Raw genomic sequence first — 18435 nt, 5'->3', positions numbered from 1 at the left:
CTAGGCATCTCCTATCGCCTGCTCAAGCCATCGGGTGATATCTTCCAGTTCTTGATGAGCAGAAGGCAACTCGTTCATAAGAGAAGAAATCCTTTCCGCAATCTCAACCGAATCGTAGCGCACACCGGGAAGGGTATCGATAAGTTTTTCGACCATGTCCGGCTTAAGACAGTCGGAAAAGATGCTTACTTCCCTGATAATGCCCCCCTTTGTATCTATGTGGAGGTCGATCGATCCCCATTCAAAGCGCTCTTTTAGGCGGTAGGTAAATTCGGGTGTCTTTCCGAATCTCCATTCCCAGGCCGAGAGCTGCTGAAAATAGCTCGATAGATGGGGGATTCGTTTCAATGTTTCATGGTCGAGGATTTCTATATCGCATCGTGTCCCCTTTGCCTCAAAGAAACTTTCGATGATTGCATCACAAAGTACTTCATGGTTGATGTCGGGGACAAATTCCGAAAGATTTGCGACCCTGGATTGTACCGAAGAGATCCCTTTACTAAGCAGCTTTTTCTTTTCCGGGGTAAGATAGTCGGCTATTTTTGTAAGGGCTGCGTTGATCAACAGGGTCCCGTGATGAAAGGCACGGTCCGAAGTGAGTTTGTAGGCGCTCCCCGATATCTTTTTCCCTTCGACCAGGATATCGTTTCTGCCCGATGTTTCCGCGTGGATGCCGAAGCGACGGAGTGCGTTGATGATGATCTTGCTGTTTGCCTCTTTATCGTAATCTTTTCTGCCGGAAAGAAAGGTAAAGTTGGTGTTCCCCAGATCGTGATAGACGGCTCCTCCTCCGCTTTGCCTGCGGGCAAGTTTTACATTGTCCCGTTCCATCGCCTTGAGATTACACTCTTCCCAGGGGTTCTGGTAGCGACCGATGACAACAGTGTTATCGTTTCTCCAAAGAAAAAGAGTGTCACTCTTCGGATCCATTTCTCTGAAAATCCAATCCTCCGTTGCAAGGTTGAACCATGGGTCATAGGTCTCCGAAAGCAGGACTCGAACCTTTTTCATGAAACGTGCCTCCTTTTCTCTATCGAATGGCTATTTGTATCACATTTTTCCCAAGCCCTCTACCGAAAGTGGATTTCGAGACGTAGAATCATTCCTGAACAGCGTCTTTATATTGAAGGCGATACAGGTTCGCATAGACACCGTTCTTTGCTAACAGAGCGGCATGATTTCCCATTTCCACCAGGCGCCCGCCTGAAAGGACCATGATACGGTCGGCGTGCTGAATGGTTGAAAGGCGGTGGGCTATCACAATGGATGTCCTCCCCTGTGTAAGCCGTTCCATCGCCTTTTGAATCAGCTTTTCCGTTTCGGTATCGATGCTTCCCGTCGCCTCGTCGAGGATAATGACCCGGGGGTTCTGGGCCACGACCCTTGTGAAAGCGAGCAACTGCCTTTGCCCTGTGGAAAGATTGGCCCCCCGTTCGCTGAGCACTGTATCGTAGCCCCTGGGAAGGGACTCTATGAATGGGGCACTTTGAACCGTTTCTGCTGCCGCTTTGACCCTCTGTTCGGGGATATCCCTGCCAAGGGTAATATTTTCCCGTATCGAAGCGGCAAAAAGAAAAACATCCTGCTGGACCGGGACGACGGTGGAGCGCAACTCCGATAGGGATATCCGGGAGATATTGATACCGTCCAGAAGAACGGTACCGCCCTCAATATCCCAAAGCCTGGTCAGAAGATTGGCGATGGTCGTCTTTCCTGCCCCCGTGTAACCGACGATGGCGACGGTTTCTCCCGGTTCGATGGTAAACGAGAGATCGCGAATGACTTGTTCGTCGTTTGTATAGCCGAAATTGACGTGGCTAAATTCTATCTTTCCTTTTACGGGAGCAGGGATGGGCGTGGTACCGTTGTCTGGGATCACCTCGTTTCTGTCGAGGAGATTGAAAATTCGCTCTCCTCCGGCCATGGCAGACTGGAGAATCGTAAAATTCTCGGTAAAGTCCATGACCGGTCGGTAAAACATCTGCATCAAATTGACGAAGGCAATCATGACACCGAGGCTTACTGCCGAATTAAGGACCATTGAAGCGCCGAAATAGAGAACGGTTCCTATGGAGATGGATGTAAGAAGGCTGATCAACGGACGAAAGGTTGCAAAGACATACATTTCCGCGAGATTTGCAGAAAGCAACTGTCCATTTATCTTTTGGAAGTTCTCCTGACTCCTTTTTTCCCGGTGGAAGGCCTGTACCACATCCATGCCGGAAATATGTTCCGACAAAAAGGCGTTGACCTTACTGGTCCAGATCCTCACCCTTCTGTAGGCATCTCTTGCACGATTTCTGAAGATGACGGCAAGAATCACCACCGGCGGAAGGCTTGCACTGGTGATAAGGGCGAGATGCGGATCGAGATAGAAGAGGATGAAGATGACGCCTCCCATGGTGGCAAAGTCTCTGAGTAATCCCGTTGCCACCGATGTAAAGAGCTCGTTGATGGTTTCGACGTCGTTGGTGACCCGCGTAACGAGAGTGCCTACCGGTACATTGCCGAGATAGCCGAGGTTCTGACTCATCACATGATGGTAAAGCTTCTCCCGGAGCCCTCTCATCACACCTTGGCCGGTATAGGCCATGAGGTAGACCTGCAAAAAGGAAAACAGCAGCATGACGATGAGAAAAATAAGATACACACCGGTCTTGTGGGAGAGGCTCTTTTGGTCGTTGGCACGCAGAAGGCCGAGACTCTCCTTGTCGAGCTTTTTCAGGGATGATGCCGGCATGGCGATCCAGCCATCCTGGAGCATTGCTTCGGCTTCGGCCGGTAGTGTTGACAGCAGCTCTTCCGCGTTGTTCAACTTGCCGGAAAGATACCACTCCATAGTATCGACAATGTTCGCATCGAACAGTTTTTTCCGTTCTTCGGCAGAGAGCCTTTCCAGCATCGATGAAGTGATAAAGCGATTGTCACCGAAAAGAGGAGGATCACTTTTGTGAAAAAGTTGAGGAAGGACCGGCGGAGCAAAGAGCCGCTCGGCCAGAGCATCGTCCATCTTCGAAAGAGAGACGCGGTGGTATCGATTTATAATATCCTGGTCGATAGACCTCTGAAGAATAACCGGGCCCAAAAGTTCCGCAAGGGTTGCCAGAACCATTGCAAGAAGGGCGATGGTGACCAATTTTTTATAGGGAGCGACAAATCCGAGCAATCTTCGCATGATGACCGGGTCATATCCCTTTACGATCTTCTCTTCTTCCATCAGAGGCTCCCTTCCTGTTGCAGCAGATAGATATTGCGATAGAGGCCCTCTGTCGCGAGCAGCTGCGTATGACTTCCCTGCTGGATGATTCGTCCCCGATCGAACACCACGATATAATCGGCCCACTGAAGGGTCGAAACCCTGTGGCTTACCAGAATATTACTTTTCCCCTTGCGGTGCTCCAGAAAGGCGTTGAGTATCTTTTCCTCCGTTTCCGTATCGACTGCCGAAAGGGAATCATCGAAGATCAGTATAGGCGGATTCGGTAGTATGGCCCTGCTGATTGCTATCCGCTGCTTTTGTCCCCCGGATACGGAAAGACCACGTTCCCCCACCTCTGTTTCCCATCCTTTAGGAAATTTCTCTATTTCCCGGTCTATGGTGCTGATTCGTGCAGCATCCATGATCTCGCTCTCATCGGCTTCCGGCCGCGCAAAGCTTATATTCTCCCGCACCGATGCGCTGAAAAGAAAGGTATCCTGGGGAACAAGGGCTATCGCGTTCCTTAAGGTTTCAAGATCATACTCCCGAATATCGACGCCGCCGAGAAAAACCGTTCCGGAGGGGGGATCGAGAAGCCTCGGCAATATGCGAACCAGGGTACTTTTTCCGCTTCCTGTTCTTCCGAGGATGCCGAGGGTTTTTCCTTCTTCAAGCATGAGATCGACTTGATCCAGGGCCTTGATCTCCGAATCAGGATAGGAAAAGCTGAGTTTCTTGATTTCGATGCCGGTGTGATCGATGTTCGTGCGCCCCCGGGGGGGAGACACGATGTCCGGTTTTTCGTTGAGGATCATGTTTATCCTGCCCAGGCTTGCTGCCCCCCGCTGGATCATATTGACGGTCATTCCCATACCGATGACGGGCCACTGAAGCATCGAGAGGTAGGTAAGGAAAGCAACAAAGTCGCCAGGCGTAAAAGAGCCGAGCATAACGGCTACTCCTCCGAATCTCATTAGAAGCAGGGAGGTGAGTCCCGAGATGAACACGATAAGGGGGAAGAAGAAGCCCCAAAGCTTTACCAGCTGCATGTTTTTCTGCATATAGGCATCGCTTGTATCGACGAATCGTTCCTGTGCCCAGGATTCCCGGACGAAGGATTTTAACACCCGGATACCGGAAAGCGTCTCCTGGACATGTTCGCTCAGTCGGCTGAACCCCTCTTGTACGGCCTTGAATCGCTGTCCTATGACAGTGCCGAAGGCAAGGATGATGATGGTAATCAGGGGAAGGGGGATAATCGTTATGGCGGCCAGAGCGGGATTTGTCGTAAAGAGGATGATGAGGATTGCAAGGGTAAGAAAAAGACCATCCATGAAGGCAACCAGGGCCATTCCTGTTGCCATACGGATTGCACGCATATCATTTGTCGCCCTTGCCATGATATCTCCGGTCTTCATGGTGCCGTAGAATGATGGGGAGAGGGTAAGCAGGTGCGCAAAGAGCTTGTCCCGCAGGTCCCGCTCGATACGTCTGCTTGCGCCATGAAGAAAAAAGCGCCAGCCAAAGCGGGAGAGGGCGACGATTGCCGCCAGAGCAATCATGATAAGTACCGGGGTCGCGATTGCGGCGGGGAAGAAACTTCCCGATGCAATGATATTCGTGGCCTGTTTTATCATCTGGGGAATCAACAGCTCTCCGGCATCGGTAATGATAAGGCTTATAAGCCCGGCAACATACCACCAGCGGTACTTTTTGACCATGGGTAAAAGGGTTTTAAACTCTTTCAGCACACAAAACCTCGCTTCATTTCAATATAAGGGTTTTGATTTTTGTCGGCTACCACATTGCGGCACAAGAAAATCGGTCGTATAGTAGAGCAGCATGAATATTCTACTCTTTTTCCCTTCCGATAGAAGCGATAAGGGAAGATCGAATTTCTTTCTTCCTCTATTCGATGATCGGGCCCGCCATCTGCTTAAGATTTTGGGGGTGAAAAAGGGTGACGTCGTAAGGGCCGGTATTGCCGACGGTCCCCGGGGAAAGGCTTCTGTTGATGAAATACAAGAAGATGGTATCGTGCTTTCCTTTGTTCCCGATTCCGGGGAGCAGGAAGAATCCGCCGGAATCGGCCCCTTTCTGTTGGATCTTGTTGTCGGTCAGGTCAGGCCTATCTGCGCCAAGCGTATCCTGCGGGAGGCCGCCATGCTCGGGGTCTCTTCCATCAGTGTTGTCGGAACGGACCTCGGAGAGCGGAGTTATCGGGAAGCCAAGCTCTGGAGCTCGGGAGAGGCCGAACGCTATCTGATCGACGGAGTCGTCCAGGCTGCCGCCACAGCGATCCCCGCTCTCCGCCTCTTTGAGAGCCTCGATCACTATCTTTCAGATGCCATATTTTCCCCGGAGTACCTGCGGATTACCTTGGATAATGTAGCTCCATCGAAACCGCTTTTCGAATTTGCCGGAAAACTGCCTGCCGTGCTTGCGGTAGGAAGCGAGCGAGGCTGGAGCGATCGCGAACGGAAGCTTTTCAGCAAAGCAGGGTGGAGCTTTGCAGGGCTTGGCGGACGAATTTTAAGAACAGAAACCGCATCCACCGCAGCCCTTGCCATTCTCCTCGCTACAGATGAAGGGCTTTTTTCCAGTCGGTGTCGTTGAACAAGGCCACATGCAGCACATAAAAGAACGCCGATATGGGAAGAAAGATCAGTGATGTGATCAATGACCAGGTCAATGTCCCCTGAATAGAGAGATTAAGAACGATCATCATCACCGTGAGGTCGAGAAAGAAGAAACCGGCCAGGTTCAGTCCCTTTTTCTTTACGTACCGGGCATAGATAAGGTAGAGTCCCAAGGGAAAAAGCGCGGATACAACGATCAGAGACCAGGAAAGCGTCGCAGAGGTGATCAGCTCGATTGTAATAATAAGAAGGGCTGCATCGAAGACAAGAAAAGCCAGCAGTAAAAGTACCGGGGGCTTGCGTTTCACGACGTAGAAAAGAAAGAGCTCCACCGCCGCAAATGAAGCCAGACAATAGGGAAATTCCGGTGCATGGAAGAATCTGCCGGGGGCATTGCGATACCCTAGCAATAGCTGGATGATTAGCACGATGAGCATCATGGCGGTAACCGAGATGAGCGGCTTTTTCCCATATTTGACAAAGAGCCAGGCGATGCTTGCGCCACCGATAAGGGGAACGGCAACGTAATAGGACCAGGTGACGCCGCCGTTTCTGGCAAGATCGATACCTGCGGTGAGGGCTATGGGAAAGAGGCCGAGGAAGAGAATAAGCGAGGCCCGAAGGATGTTCTTCTGTCGGTCGGTGAGTTTTCGATAGAGAGGCTTGGGCGGAATAACATCCTTTGGAAAGCTGGCGGGCTTTTCCGGGTGCTCTCTTACTTCCTGGGGGATGGGGGTATCGCAGAGGGGGCAGGCTTCGAGCCTGTCCTCTACCTCGACCCCGCAACGGGGACAATATGCCATAGGTTTACCTCCTGTTCGTCGTAACAGATACGCGGATGCCCATCTTCCGCAGTCGGGTATATACCAAACGCTCGACGGAACGGTCCTGGACCGTCGAGGTGATAAAGAGGCTGGTCTTACCGGCGTAGGCGACGGATGTGGCATTGACGCTTTGTTTAAGTGGCGGCGGAAGAAATTGGTAGCCCTTGATAAAGGGTTTCATCTGCTCAGGGATTTGAATCCGCCCCAGATTGGAAAAACTCAAGGTAAAAGCCTTTCTTCCGAATATACCGTAAAAATGGCGAAGCAGCGGATCTTTGAAGAGCAGCGGGATGATCCTGACAAAAGGATTCTTCTCCCCTTCGATGTTACGGGCAAGCTGCCGCCTGATCATCCGCTGATCGAATTCCATCTTCATAAAATGGTGAACCTTTGCAACAATATCGCCAAACTGGAAATCACCAAGCCGCGGATCGATTCCCGGTTCCACCGACAGGGCGAAATTACGCATGGTAATCGAGGGATAGACCTTGCGGAGGTTAATGGGGATGCTGATGCGAATAGGGCGTGGTTTTAACTTTCTGCGTACCATCACCTCTTGTGCCACATCGATCAGTAAGGCGGTGAGAAACTCTCCGATAGTTGCCCCGTAGCGGGAAGCCTCCCGTTTCAGATCGGCACTCTCCATCTTCCCTTCCGTAACATGGAAAATGGGAGGTTTTTCTTGCTTTCCCCCGAGCTGAAGGGCCGGAGGAAGTTGTTTTGCCTGGGGAACCCCTTTCTCATAGTGGATGCGAAAACTGTCCTCGCCCTCTTTGGGATCGGGTGGATCTGTACATTCGATGATACGCCCTTCGGGATCAATCTTCTCCCCCCGGCGACGGAGGTATTCGAGCAAAAGGCCGTTAAGAAAATTGAGAGCACCGGTCCCGTCGGTAATGAAGTGGGCAATCTCGAAGGCTATCCTGTTTTGGTAGGCGAGGACCCGAAAGGGGAGGACTCCCGGCTTTTTATAGGGTAGATAGAGGCAGGGATACCTGCTTTCCGCCTCGATTCGCGCTTCGCTGTCGCACGGTTCGAGATAATACCAGAAAAGGCCCCTGCGCAGGTGGACCCTGTAATAGGGGCAACGGACAAGCATCGCCGATAGGCTCTCTTCCAGTATCTTGATGTTTACTGCTTTGTCGATATTTGCCGAGAGACGAAATATCGTTGTCTGTTGTTTTGTCAGCAACGAGGGAAAAATCTTCGCCGCGTTGTCGAGGCGAAACTCTTGTTGAGGTTCATGTGCCTCGCGTATGTCCATACCCATATCCTTACACGATGGGGAGGGGCTCTGTCAATGAATTCTGACCTTGCTGACTGGCTTGTTGCCCTCCTCGCTGATAGGCTACAATGCCCCCAGAAAGGGGGCTGTGATGGCACGTTTAGAGAATCAGGAAGCCGATAAGCTGCTTGATAGGGAGTTTCCGGTGCTGGACAAGGGCTTTGTCCGTCTTGTCGATTATCTTGGTGATGATAGACGCATCGTCGAGGCGGCCAGGGTAAGTTATGCAGGTGGTACGACCAGTTATCGCCGTGACCGGGGATTGATCCGCTATCTGATGAGAAACCAACACACCAGTCCCTTTGAACAGGTGGTTTTTACCTTCCATGTAAAGATGCCCATCTTTGTCGCCCGCCAGTGGGTACGTCACCGGACCGGGCGGTTGAATGAAATTTCCGGACGATACAGCATCATGAAGGAGGAATTCTACCTTCCGCAGGATGAAGATATTGCGTATCAAAGCAGCGATAATAAACAGGGACGGCAGAACGAGGCTGTGGAAGCGAATGTTGCGAAAAAGGTCCGGGGAGTGCTTGAAAACGGCAGGGCTGCGGTGTGGGATGGTTATAACCGTATGCTCGATATGGGGATTGCAAGGGAGATAGCACGAATCGATCTTCCCTTAAGCCTTTACACCGAATGGTATTGGCAAATGGATCTTCACAACCTCTTTCATTTTCTGAAGCTCCGTCTCGATGCGCACGCCCAAAAAGAGATTCGTGCCTACGCCGCCGTGATCCTCGAGATTGTCGAGGGGGTTTGTCCCCTGGCCTCCGAAGCCTTTCGTGATTTTGTGCTCAATGCCGAGAATTTTTCTGCTCCGGAGCTGGATGCCCTTCGCAGTCTGATTGCCGGTAATTCCGTCGGACTAGAGGGAAGCGAACGAAAAGAGTTTTTTGCAAAACTCGGGATGGATGATCCTGCTCTTTGACGCTTTGAGCCGTATTAAAGCAGCTCAGGTTTCTGTTCTTCCCCATTCCAGAGGTAGATCCTGCTTCCCAAGGGAAGCGGTCCCGCAGGCACCGAGGCCTCGATCTCTCCCAGGAGCCCTTGTACATCCGTCTGCTCCTTTTCCTCTTTTTCCGGGGGAATAAGGACGGAAATAACCGGACCCGGCTTTTCGGGAAGTTCCAGTCTTTGTGCTATGCGTTTTGCCACTTCTACGGCCGTATCTTTTTCGGTTTCGGTGAGAATTGCGAGGAAATCATTTCCGAAGAGTCTGAAAAGCTGATCCTGAAAGAGACGCAATTCCGATTCGATCCGTTTCGCCGATTCCAATGCCCTTTCGCAGCCGCTTCTGATACGGAGAACAGCCGTACTGCCGCTTCTTTCTGCCAGGACGGCACAGAGTTCTCGCTCCACCAACCCATTTCCGGCAAGACCGGTAAGTTCATCATAATTGCCCGTCAACTCTTCGATATCGGGAGTCGGCGATCTTCTTGCTTCGAATCTTCGTAAGAGTTTTCCGGTATCGAGGCTGGTAACCGAGTAAACAGGCAGGTCCTGTCGCTGGTCTACATGCCGATAAAGGGGAGTCGGAGCGCTATGTTCCTGCTGCAAGATACGGTCGAGCACGAGGGTAACGGCGTATGAGTAGCGGGCGAGGTTCTTGAACGATCGGCTCCCCTCTCCTTGGTCGAGGATGGTATCAAGACGCCTGCTCAGGGTATTCGGTACCGGAAAGCGATAGGTTTGTGTCGGATTTTTCAGGGATTGGGCACCCTCTTCCATTGCCATACAAGCAAAAAGTGTTTTCAGTTGTGAAACCGATTCGTAAAACTTTGGTATGGGCGGCAGGTTTCTGGGACGTAGATATTTGGGGATGGAGTGTTGGAGGTTCGGAAACAGATAACGTTGGCGGAGAAAGAGAATGTCGGCTTCTATGCGCTTTCCGTATTCCGAAAGCACAAAATCGAAGGATCGTTCGACATTCCGGCAATAATCACGTAAGGTCCCAAGATACTGTTTTTCTATGAGTTCATCGAGGAAACGATGCCAGTTTCCTTCGATCTCTTCGAAGATGGGAGCAATCTCCGTAGGTGTCTCCTTTTCATCGAGGAAGCTTCCCATTTCTGCTTCGCGAAAGCCGTAGAGCAACTCACTCAGTATCGCGGTAAGAATTACCACATACTGCATCGGGTCCCCTGGAGGTATGAGGCCGCTTTCCTGGGGAAGCTTGAGGATCGGATCAAAATAGGGGAACAGATCCGGATGATCGGAAAGTCCCATCCAACCCGAACCGGGGAAAAGTCGTTCAAGCATCAAAAGGCTGCGACGAAAACCGATACTCTCATGTTCCGGGATATCGGAGGTTTCTTGCTCTTCGTCCGTTGCCTGTGCCGTCGTATGTTCCGTTTCCGTTTGCTTGGGTTCTTTCTCCTCGGAGGGCGTTTCCTCGCTCTTCGGCGCAGGGGAATCGATCACCTCTTGCTTATTCAAGCGGAAAAACTCCAGAATTTTTTCTTCCTTTTCGTCGAGTAACTCCCGATACTGCATCGGCTTTTCTGCAAAAAGCAAAAGCAGAAGGGGAAAACACCGCACCGGGAGCGTCTCAAAGATATAGTACAATTCGCTACTCGCCGCCGCATAATAGCGCCGCATCCTATCCGCTTCAAGGTTTCTTTTTGGAAGTTCCAGGAGTGAAAGGTCGTAGAGGTGACGAAACGCCCTCTGGATCATAACGGGACTCAGTTTTTGAAGCTGAATGAATGGACGGTAGAGAAAAAAGACAACCCGGGAAAAATCTCGTATAGATACGTGTCGGGGATGAAGCTGAATGCGTGAAAGCTCTCGGTGAAGCGCCTCGATCTCCCATTCCTTAATGGATTCGGCAATCTTTCGATAAAAAGGACTGCGAAGTTGATGAATACGGTTCTTCTCCACTCGTCGGAGAATACCCCGAAGTGAGAGCACCACCGTCTCGATTCTCCGATAAAAGATTTCACTGCTGTTAAGCACGAATTTAGGATGGAGAAGTTCCTGCGGATGAGAGAACGGCCAAAGAGCAGCCCAGGCGGTGCGTCTTCGCATGATGGCGAATTCCGGGCGGCTTGCAAGATACCAGATTCTAAATCGGCTGGTGTAGCTTCGTTTGATTCCTCCTTCCTGTCGGAAAAAAGTCTCATCGGCTTTCGATATTCCTGGATTTTCCCTGGTTTCTGAGACCGAAAGAGTATCAGCCTGGAGAATTTTGTCACCGTAGGCCCGCTCTTTTAATTTCCTGTATCGTTCTTCAAGAATAGGATCATCCCGTTCTGTACCAACTTCTCCCCCAAGGAGTTCAGCCATCCGTTGTGCTTCTTCTTTGGAAAGCGGACCGAGCCTATTTCGTGTTCGGTCAAGTTCTCCGGGACGGTATCTCTTTGGGGGCTGCTTTGCCATAGTCATAAGTATATACCGATACTCTTGGAGCGAACACAGTTTCAACCTTTATGTCAGCGGAAAAAAAGCGTTGTTTCTCGTTCAAAAACCTGATCTATTGTATACTGGCCAAAGGAACCTATACCTACGGAGGATGATATGAAACCAAGCTTAGTGATTCTTGCAGCCGGACTTGGAAGCCGGTACGGTGGCATCAAACAAATAGAGCCTGTAGGCGTCAACGATGAAATCATCCTGGAGTTTTCTCTTTTTGATGCCATACGTGCGGGGTTCGGCAAGGCCATTTTCGTCATCAGAGAAGAGATTGAGAAAGATTTTACCAAGCATGTATTGCCCCGTTTTTCTTCGAGGATCCCTTGTAGTTTTGTTTTTCAGCATATGGACGACCTTCCTGAAGGCTTTTCACTTCCCCGGGAGCGGAAGAAGCCCTGGGGAACGGCACATGCGGTTCTTGCCGCCCGAAAAGAAATAGCCGAACCATTTGCCGTTATCAATGCCGACGACTTTTACGGAAGAGATGCCTTTAAGGTTATTGGGGACTTTCTTTCACAGCGGGCAAATGAGGAAGATCGCTACTGTATGGTGGGGTATAAACTTAAGAATACGGTTAGTGAGCATGGTACCGTTTCCCGGGGAATTTGCGAAACCGATGAGAAGGGAATGCTGATAGGTATGGAAGAGCACACCCGCCTGGAAAAGCTTTCCGATGGTATCATGAGCTATGTACCGGATGGAAGGGAGCTGAAATTCTCAGGAGAAGAACCGGTAAGCATGAACCTTTTCGGGTTTACTCCTCATGTGCTGCCCGACATGGAAAGGATTTTTGCCGATTTCCTGCGTGAGCATATTCATGAGCCGAAGGCTGAATTCTACATACCGACCGTTGCAAACTGGGCTGTCAAAGAGCTTGGTGCCTCAATGGAGGTGCTTCGATCTGACGCACACTGGTTCGGTATCACCTATCAGGAGGACCGCCCCGCGGTTGTCGAGGCCATACGGCATCTTGTTCGGGAAGGGGTATACCCTGATCGGCTCTGGAAATAGTGTCTTTCTCTGTGGGGTGGCCTTACGGTTCCTCATTCGTTCCTTCTGCAAGTTGCCGATAGAAATCCGACAGATGGTCGCTTCCGTATTCGGGAGCGGCAAGATCTGAAATACCCATTGCGGCGAGAAAAAACTGTAGCGGCCCATAGACCGATAACGGGGTAATGCGGGGTAATACGGCCAGGGTTATGCGACGAAGCACGTCGGGCAGATGTACGATCTTTTCCTGCTTTCCCGAGGCTTTTAGGGCAAGGAGTGCAATCTGATTCATGCTGAGCGTATCGGGGCCTCCAATCTTCAGTTCGCTGGCCCTTTCTCCACGGTCTATCTGAGCCTTGCAACTTCGAATTATCTCTACTGCAAGGTCTTTGCCTGATATCGGATTAAAGCGCCCCGTGCCTTTTCCAAAAAGATACACCCGGCCGGCTTGAGCCATGTTGAAAAAATCGGCCATGTCGGAGAAGAATCCCGTGGGTCTAATTACCGCAGAGGGAATTGTCGATTGAGAAAGGAGATCGACGAAGCGTTCCTTTGCCTCCACCAGCTTCACCCAGCGAAGATTCCTCCCCTTGAACACCGAAACATAGCAAAAAAGAGTACACTTCGATCTCTCGGCCTCTGCCAAAAGGTTTGCGTTTGCCTGATAGTCAACCTGCTCATAGGTTAACCCGTCCTTTTGCCTGGTTATGCCGAGGCTGCTGAAGACAATATCGCAGTTTTCCGCAATGCCCTTGAGATCGGCTGGTTTTGTCGCCTGCCCAACGATGATTTCATCGGCAAGAGAAGAAAACGATGCGGCTTGGCTTTCCTTTCTCAGAAGCACCCTGACCGTAAAACCTGCTTTCTTTGCTTCTTCGCTTACATGTCTGCCAAGATATCCGCTGGCTCCTGCTATGAGAATTCTCATGTAATCTCCTTATTTAGTCCAAACGGTCTAAATAAACCATACTACTTTGATCCTTATTTTGCAGGAAAAGGGGAACTTTTTCATTTTTGCGGGGAGCTCTTGACTGACATGCTTGAACGAGAGCTTGCCTTGGACTCTTCACCTGTTGTGACGGAAACCGGATGTAATGCCGCGATGCAGCTTTTCTTCGGTTTTCTCTCTCTTGCCGCTGTTGAGGGAGGGGCGGCAGATTGGAATCAGCTGAGGAAAGGATTGCACCTATTTTCCCACTCTTGTTGACTTGGGCGACGGCTTTGGTCTTTAATAACAATATCCCACCATCCCGAGGTAACTGTTGTGAAATATACTATACTTGGAACTGGAGCAATAGGCGGTTATTACGGAGGTATGCTTCGAAAGAGCGGTCTTCCTGTTGATTTTCTTGCCCGCAGTGATTATCAGCACATAAAAGAACATGGTCTTACGATTGACTCCATAAGGGGCGATTTTATTCTGAGGGAGCTTGATGTTTATGATTCTGTGCAGAATTTGCCGGATACGGATGTCGTCATCGTATCGATGAAGACAACGGCAAATGAAAACCTCTCCGAACTTCTATTGCCTATTGTAAAAGAGGGAACGGTAATTTTCGTCTTACAAAACGGTTTGGGAATGGAAGAGGAGCTACAGGAACAGTTTCCCCATGCCGTTGTGGTTGGCGGGATGTGTTTTATCTGTTCCCAGAAGCGGGGGCCGGGATATATTGTTCATCTCGATAAAGGTCCGATTACTGCCGCCCCATTGCATGAGAGTGATTTCCCTATCGTCGAAAAGATGCAGTCCGATTTTGTACAGGCGGGAATTGAGATGACGCTGAACAGGAATCTGAATCATGCCCGTTGGGGAAAGCTTTTATGGAATATACCGTTTAACGGGCTCTCGGTTGTCCTGAATGCCAACACAAAAGAGATTATGGATAATCCTTATGGATTATCCCTTACCCAAAAACTTATGGAAGAGGTTTCTCGAGGGGCGAGTGCCTGCGGCTGCAATCTCCCTTCCGGCTCAATTGCGGGTATGCTGGAGTCTACCCATACGATGGCCCCTTATGACCCGAGTATGAAACTTGATTATGATCATAAGAGGCCGATGGAAGTTGAATATATGTATCGGAAGCCTCTACAGGAAGCACGAAAGAACGGAGCCGATTTACCCCTTGTCGAAGCTCTTGCAGATCAGCTTTCCTTTTTGAATCAAATGGTGGAAGTACCCGTTTAATATCTGGGTTTGCCAGCCTGCATATCGTAGAATGATTCGATTCCCTTTGTTCTTATGAATTCACCGTTTGCAAGCCAACGCTTATGGAGGTCTTCATTGTATCGATTTCTTGAACAGGGGAATTCCTTACATTCTCCGCAAAAGTCGACCTTCATTTCTTTGAAACAGCTTTTTGCCGCACAATCTGGATATCTGCTGCCGCCCGATCGACATCCGTCGCATTTCGCATCTGCAAAGAAGCGAAGAATTTCTTGAAAAGAATCAAAGTGGGCAAAGGGTTCGAAAAAAGCGGTCATCTTTTGTGCCATCCGTTGGTAGTCGCCTAAAGCTTCCAGAAGTGTGCGACTCTGCCTCGCTATCGGGCCCCCTTTGAAAGATGCGCAACAGGAACAGTCGAGCCCGCATGGGGCCAGTTTGCCAAGAATTTCTGTTCGTTTCATCATAATTCTCCTTATACAAATAAAGATGCAGAAGAAGCTTCAAAGATGCGGGTAGGATCTCTTTTTTCTATTTTTTTAACAGCGAACCGACAAGATATGCCGTTTTGCTATACCAGGATGCATCGGGTCTTCGTTCCGGTAGATTCCTGAAAAGTGAAAGAACCTTTCTCATGGTAGACGGATCGCTTTTTGCCGCATATTCGGGATCGGCAAAATCCGGAGGTCCGCCATGCTTTCGTACTTCTTCCCGTAAATCCTCTCTTCGTCTGGAGAATTCATACCACGCTTTACAGCTGCATGAGTTTTCCGGCAGAACCCACTGGCAGTGATGCCCAAAAAAAGCATTTAGGTTTTTACGAGCGCGAAAAAGAAGAGATTTAATTGATGATTGAGAAAGCTTTAGGATTTCGGCCGCCTCTTCAATTGAAAGACCAAACATATCCACCAGGATAAATGAGCTACGCTGGGCCAAAGTGAGGCGAGATGCCATTGCGGTAAAACAGCCGTCCTGCAGCTCCCGTACCGATTCATCAACTAAAAGCTCCTGTTCCGGCAGTGGGTCGATATCTGTGAGCATATCCTCAAAACCGTCTTCGATCTGGATAATGTGTCTCGCTTTCCTCTGTGCATCAAGGTAAAGATTCAGACAAATCCGTCTGAGCCAAGCGGAGATTTTTGCAGGTTCCGCAAGCTGGCTTCGCTTTTCCCATGCGGAGAGAAGAGCCTGTTGTGCGAGATCTTCAGCATCGTGAGCATCGGCGCAGAAGCGGAAGGCTACCGTGTAGATGTACCGTATATGGCTTCTGAGCAGCTCTGCAAAATCGTCGTCATATGCTTCCATTGGTCGCCGTCACCATACTAGTGAAAAAGAATATACGTCAATATCAGCAATATTCGGAACAGTAGAAATTTGATACGATAGTGTCAATTTCTGAAGGGAGGTTACCGGTGTCCTATTATCAAAAGCTTGTGGGAGAACGTCTTTACCTTTCTCCCGTTTCTGATGATGACCTTGAGCTCTATACCTCATGGGTGAATAATCTCGAAACTACACTAAATCTGCAGCTTGCCACAGGTATCATATCCCAGGATAAAGAGCGTGATATGATTCAGAAGTTACAGGAGGGCTACAACTTCAGTATCGTTCTTAAGGAAGGTGATCAGTTGATCGGTAGCTGCGGCCTGATGGATGTCGATCTAATCCAAAGCCGAGGTGAAATGGGAATCTTCATCGGAGAGAAATCGCAGCGGGGAAAGGGCTTTGGGGGAGAGGCCATCGGTCTGCTTTTAGCTTATGCCTTCCACCTCCTTAACCTGCACAATGTTATGCTTAGGGTCCGCTCCTTTAACGAAGTTGCACAGCGTTGCTACCGGAAACTTGGCTTTCGCGAAATTGGAAGGAGAAGCGAATGTGTTTGCATCGGTGGCCGCTATTTCGATGAGATCTACATGGAGATGCTCGATCGGGACTTTTCAGCTACCCTTCCGGAGCTTAAGGCGCTGTCGGATAAGTGATGCTACTTCAACATTCTGTTAGCCAGTTTAATGATCTCATAGCGGTTCTTAATACCGAGCTTTGATATAATTGAACTTACATAATTTCGTACTGTCTGATACGCGATACAAAGTTCATCGGCGATTTCGGTATTATCATATCCACGGGATATCAGTTTAAATATTTCCTTTTCTCGTTTGGTAAGATCTTTGTACCATTCTATGGATGTTCCATTATTGTCCTTGTCGGTATATTTTGATTCTACTATGTTGGCGGCTATTGCAGGGGAAATTTGTGTTGCTCCGTTATAAGCGGCGCGTATTGATGCAATTAATTCGGTAGGAGAGATATCTTTCAGCAGATACCCAAGAGCTCCATAGCGTAACGCCCTTTTGACGAAATCTATTTCTTTGAAGGTGGAAAGCATAACGACTTTGATTGACTTATGTGATTGCAGAATGATTTTTGTGGCTTCTACCCCGTCAAGTTCCGGCATTTTGACATCCATGAGGATGATGTCAATGGTAGTGTTTTCTACCCAGGAAATAGCTTTTCGACCATTTTCTGCGATTCCAACGATTTCAATATCATCAGTATATGTTGTTAAAAGAGTTTTTAAACTTTCCGCAAAAAGTTCCTGATCGTCAGCGATGAGAATCCTTATCATATTTTTTTTCCCCTTTATTTATAGGAATCTCCGCCTTGATGGTAAAACCGTCAATAGAGTATTGAAATGTTACACGTCCCCCCACACTCGCTACTCGTTCTTGAACTCCAGTCAGCCCGATGCCAAAGTTTGTTTCTCCATAATTCCTGCCATTATCTCTGATGTAAAGTAAAATATCCTCTCTTACTTCACCGAAGTAGATGAAGACCTTATCTGCATTACTATGCTGCAAAATATTGGTTAAGGCTTCACGAACGATGGAAAAAAGAATACCGTCCGTCACCTTTCCATAGGATTGCTTGGAATTTACCATCTCCAAGCGTGTTTCGATATTTGTGACCTTTCTAAAAGTTCGTATTAAATGAAGAATACTGGCTTCATCCTCGATAGTATTGGGCTGTTCTTGGTTTCTGGTATATGTAAGTATTTTGCGAGTCTGATTCAAACCGTTTTTTGCTTCTTTTTTTGCTGTCATATGAATTTCTGTAAGGCGATCAAAATCTTCATCTCCGATACTTATCGCTACGTCCATCAACGAGATAATATTAGTGAAGCTATAGCCGGTGGAGTCGTGAATTTTTTGCGTGATTACTCTCCGCTCTTTTCGTTTTGCGTTATTTTCAGCAGTATAAGCATAATCCTGGAATCGCTGATTCAGGTGCAATAATTTTGATTTAATTGATTTTTCCAAAGAGAGTTCTCTGCGGCTCTGAAGCAGCTGTTCACGATAATATATCATGAAAAACAGGGATATTGTGAAGAGAATAGTAAGGAGCAAGAACATTGAGTAGTCCCAAAACAAGGGAACCTTAAAATTCCAGGAAAGAAAGGCTGTGCCAAATAAGGGATTGGGGAACTGGAATAAGGCTAAAAGGCATAAATACAAGGATAAATACATGATGCTGTATTTCCAGTTGTTACGGTAACGGGTAGGAATGGAATAATCTATGTATAGAAGGATCTCCAGTAGAAAATCTTCTTGTATGGTATAAGAAATGATGAGAATGATAAAACCCCGGAGATAAAACAGAGCAAGATTGGGTATGGTTAAAAGCTTTATGATGTTTATTATTGCTATGACAGCATCGATAAAAAGAAGAACAAGCACGCTCTGTATATAAAATAGCGGCATCCCTGAGAATTGCGATGTTTGATGATATTGAAAAATGCAAACGATATGAATGATAAGAGTAATACTGGTTAGGGAGATTTTGGCACCGCCATAACTATTAGCATGTTTCATCTTTCATTAGTATACCATAGAGCTATTTTCTTACAAAAGAAGAAGATCCCTATA

The 18435-nt window shown here is 48.7% G+C and carries 17 protein-coding genes; 6 read left to right on the top strand and 11 right to left on the bottom strand.

Annotated elements, in window-relative coordinates; translation table 11 throughout:
- The 3 genes from SPIRS_RS20700 to SPIRS_RS20690 all read right to left on the bottom strand — a co-directional run bounded on the left by SPIRS_RS20700 (position 1) and on the right by SPIRS_RS20690 (position 4950).
- On the bottom strand, positions 1 to 1011 hold the full coding sequence (locus SPIRS_RS20700; protein WP_013256649.1) for a lipoate--protein ligase: 1011 nt from the start codon (positions 1009 to 1011) through the stop codon (positions 1 to 3).
- 88 nt (positions 1012 to 1099) lie between these two features.
- Positions 1100 to 3217: an ABC transporter ATP-binding protein gene (locus SPIRS_RS20695; protein WP_013256648.1), complete on the bottom strand. Its 2118-nt coding sequence runs from the start codon at positions 3215 to 3217 to the stop codon at positions 1100 to 1102.
- Positions 3217 to 4950 carry an ABC transporter ATP-binding protein gene (locus tag SPIRS_RS20690; RefSeq protein WP_013256647.1) on the bottom strand — a complete coding sequence of 578 codons (1734 nt, stop codon included), beginning with the start codon at positions 4948 to 4950 and terminating at the stop codon, positions 3217 to 3219. Before SPIRS_RS20690 ends, SPIRS_RS20695 begins: the two co-directional genes overlap by 1 nt.
- A gap of 91 nt (positions 4951 to 5041) precedes the next feature.
- Between SPIRS_RS20690 and SPIRS_RS20685 the strand changes: the two genes are divergently transcribed.
- Entirely contained in the window at positions 5042 to 5815 is a 774-nt protein-coding gene (locus SPIRS_RS20685) for an RsmE family RNA methyltransferase (protein WP_013256646.1), read from the top strand.
- Here SPIRS_RS20685 and SPIRS_RS20680 read toward each other — a convergent pair.
- Entirely contained in the window at positions 5778 to 6641 is an 864-nt protein-coding gene (locus SPIRS_RS20680; RefSeq protein ID WP_013256645.1) for a zinc ribbon domain-containing protein, read from the bottom strand. The genes SPIRS_RS20685 and SPIRS_RS20680 overlap by 38 nt on opposite strands.
- Before the next feature lie 4 nt (positions 6642 to 6645).
- Positions 6646 to 7926, bottom strand: coding sequence for a hypothetical protein (locus SPIRS_RS20675; protein ID WP_013256644.1), 1281 nt, complete (start codon positions 7924 to 7926; stop codon positions 6646 to 6648).
- A gap of 112 nt (positions 7927 to 8038) precedes the next feature.
- On the opposite strand from SPIRS_RS20675, the gene thyX reads away from it, so the two are divergent.
- Complete coding sequence (thyX, locus tag SPIRS_RS20670) at positions 8039 to 8878, top strand: FAD-dependent thymidylate synthase (protein WP_013256643.1); 840 nt, start codon at positions 8039 to 8041, stop codon at positions 8876 to 8878.
- A gap of 14 nt (positions 8879 to 8892) precedes the next feature.
- On the opposite strand, the gene SPIRS_RS20665 is transcribed toward thyX, so the two are convergent.
- The gene (locus SPIRS_RS20665; RefSeq protein ID WP_013256642.1) at positions 8893 to 11334 is read right to left on the bottom strand and encodes a nucleotidyl cyclase domain-containing protein; all 2442 of its coding nucleotides are present in this window, start codon (positions 11332 to 11334) and stop codon (positions 8893 to 8895) included.
- 132 nt (positions 11335 to 11466) lie between these two features.
- Here SPIRS_RS20665 and SPIRS_RS20660 point away from each other — a divergent pair, with 132 nt between their 5' ends.
- Positions 11467 to 12372: a sugar phosphate nucleotidyltransferase gene (locus SPIRS_RS20660; RefSeq protein ID WP_013256641.1), complete on the top strand. Its 906-nt coding sequence runs from the start codon at positions 11467 to 11469 to the stop codon at positions 12370 to 12372.
- A 22-nt stretch (positions 12373 to 12394) separates the two neighbouring features.
- Here SPIRS_RS20660 and SPIRS_RS20655 read toward each other — a convergent pair whose 3' ends face one another.
- Positions 12395 to 13279 (bottom strand): SDR family oxidoreductase, encoded by an 885-nt coding sequence (locus SPIRS_RS20655; RefSeq protein ID WP_013256640.1) that lies wholly within the window; start codon positions 13277 to 13279, stop codon positions 12395 to 12397.
- Between the two features lie 108 nt (positions 13280 to 13387).
- On the opposite strand from SPIRS_RS20655, the gene SPIRS_RS22565 reads away from it, so the two are divergent.
- Complete coding sequence (locus SPIRS_RS22565) at positions 13388 to 13558, top strand: hypothetical protein (RefSeq protein WP_013256639.1); 171 nt, start codon at positions 13388 to 13390, stop codon at positions 13556 to 13558.
- A gap of 57 nt (positions 13559 to 13615) precedes the next feature.
- Positions 13616 to 14536, top strand: coding sequence for a putative 2-dehydropantoate 2-reductase (locus tag SPIRS_RS20650; RefSeq protein ID WP_013256638.1), 921 nt, complete (start codon positions 13616 to 13618; stop codon positions 14534 to 14536).
- On the opposite strand, the gene SPIRS_RS20645 is transcribed toward SPIRS_RS20650, so the two are convergent.
- Positions 14533 to 14979, bottom strand: coding sequence for a DUF3795 domain-containing protein (locus tag SPIRS_RS20645; protein WP_245537643.1), 447 nt, complete (start codon positions 14977 to 14979; stop codon positions 14533 to 14535). The two genes, SPIRS_RS20650 and SPIRS_RS20645, sit on opposite strands and share 4 nt — an antisense overlap.
- 64 nt (positions 14980 to 15043) lie before the next feature.
- A complete protein-coding gene (locus SPIRS_RS20640) occupies positions 15044 to 15817 on the bottom strand; it encodes an RNA polymerase sigma factor (RefSeq protein WP_013256636.1) in 774 nt (257 codons plus the stop codon).
- A gap of 107 nt (positions 15818 to 15924) precedes the next feature.
- On the opposite strand from SPIRS_RS20640, the gene SPIRS_RS20635 reads away from it, so the two are divergent.
- Positions 15925 to 16491 (top strand): GNAT family N-acetyltransferase, encoded by a 567-nt coding sequence (locus SPIRS_RS20635; protein ID WP_013256635.1) that lies wholly within the window; start codon positions 15925 to 15927, stop codon positions 16489 to 16491.
- Positions 16492 to 16493: 2 nt separating this feature from the next.
- On the opposite strand, the gene SPIRS_RS20630 is transcribed toward SPIRS_RS20635, so the two are convergent.
- Together SPIRS_RS20630 and SPIRS_RS20625 are read right to left on the bottom strand one after the other, a co-directional pair.
- The gene (locus tag SPIRS_RS20630; protein ID WP_013256634.1) at positions 16494 to 17138 is read right to left on the bottom strand and encodes a response regulator transcription factor; all 645 of its coding nucleotides are present in this window, start codon (positions 17136 to 17138) and stop codon (positions 16494 to 16496) included.
- Positions 17116 to 18381 (bottom strand): sensor histidine kinase, encoded by a 1266-nt coding sequence (locus SPIRS_RS20625; protein WP_013256633.1) that lies wholly within the window; start codon positions 18379 to 18381, stop codon positions 17116 to 17118. The genes SPIRS_RS20630 and SPIRS_RS20625 overlap by 23 nt, the downstream gene beginning before the upstream one ends.
- Positions 18382 to 18435: the final 54 nt, after the last annotated feature.

The sequence above is a fragment of the Sediminispirochaeta smaragdinae DSM 11293 genome (assembly GCF_000143985.1).
Lineage (GTDB): Bacteria > Spirochaetota > Spirochaetia > DSM-16054 > Sediminispirochaetaceae > Sediminispirochaeta > Sediminispirochaeta smaragdinae.
This window is presented reverse-complemented; position numbering and strand designations above follow the sequence as displayed.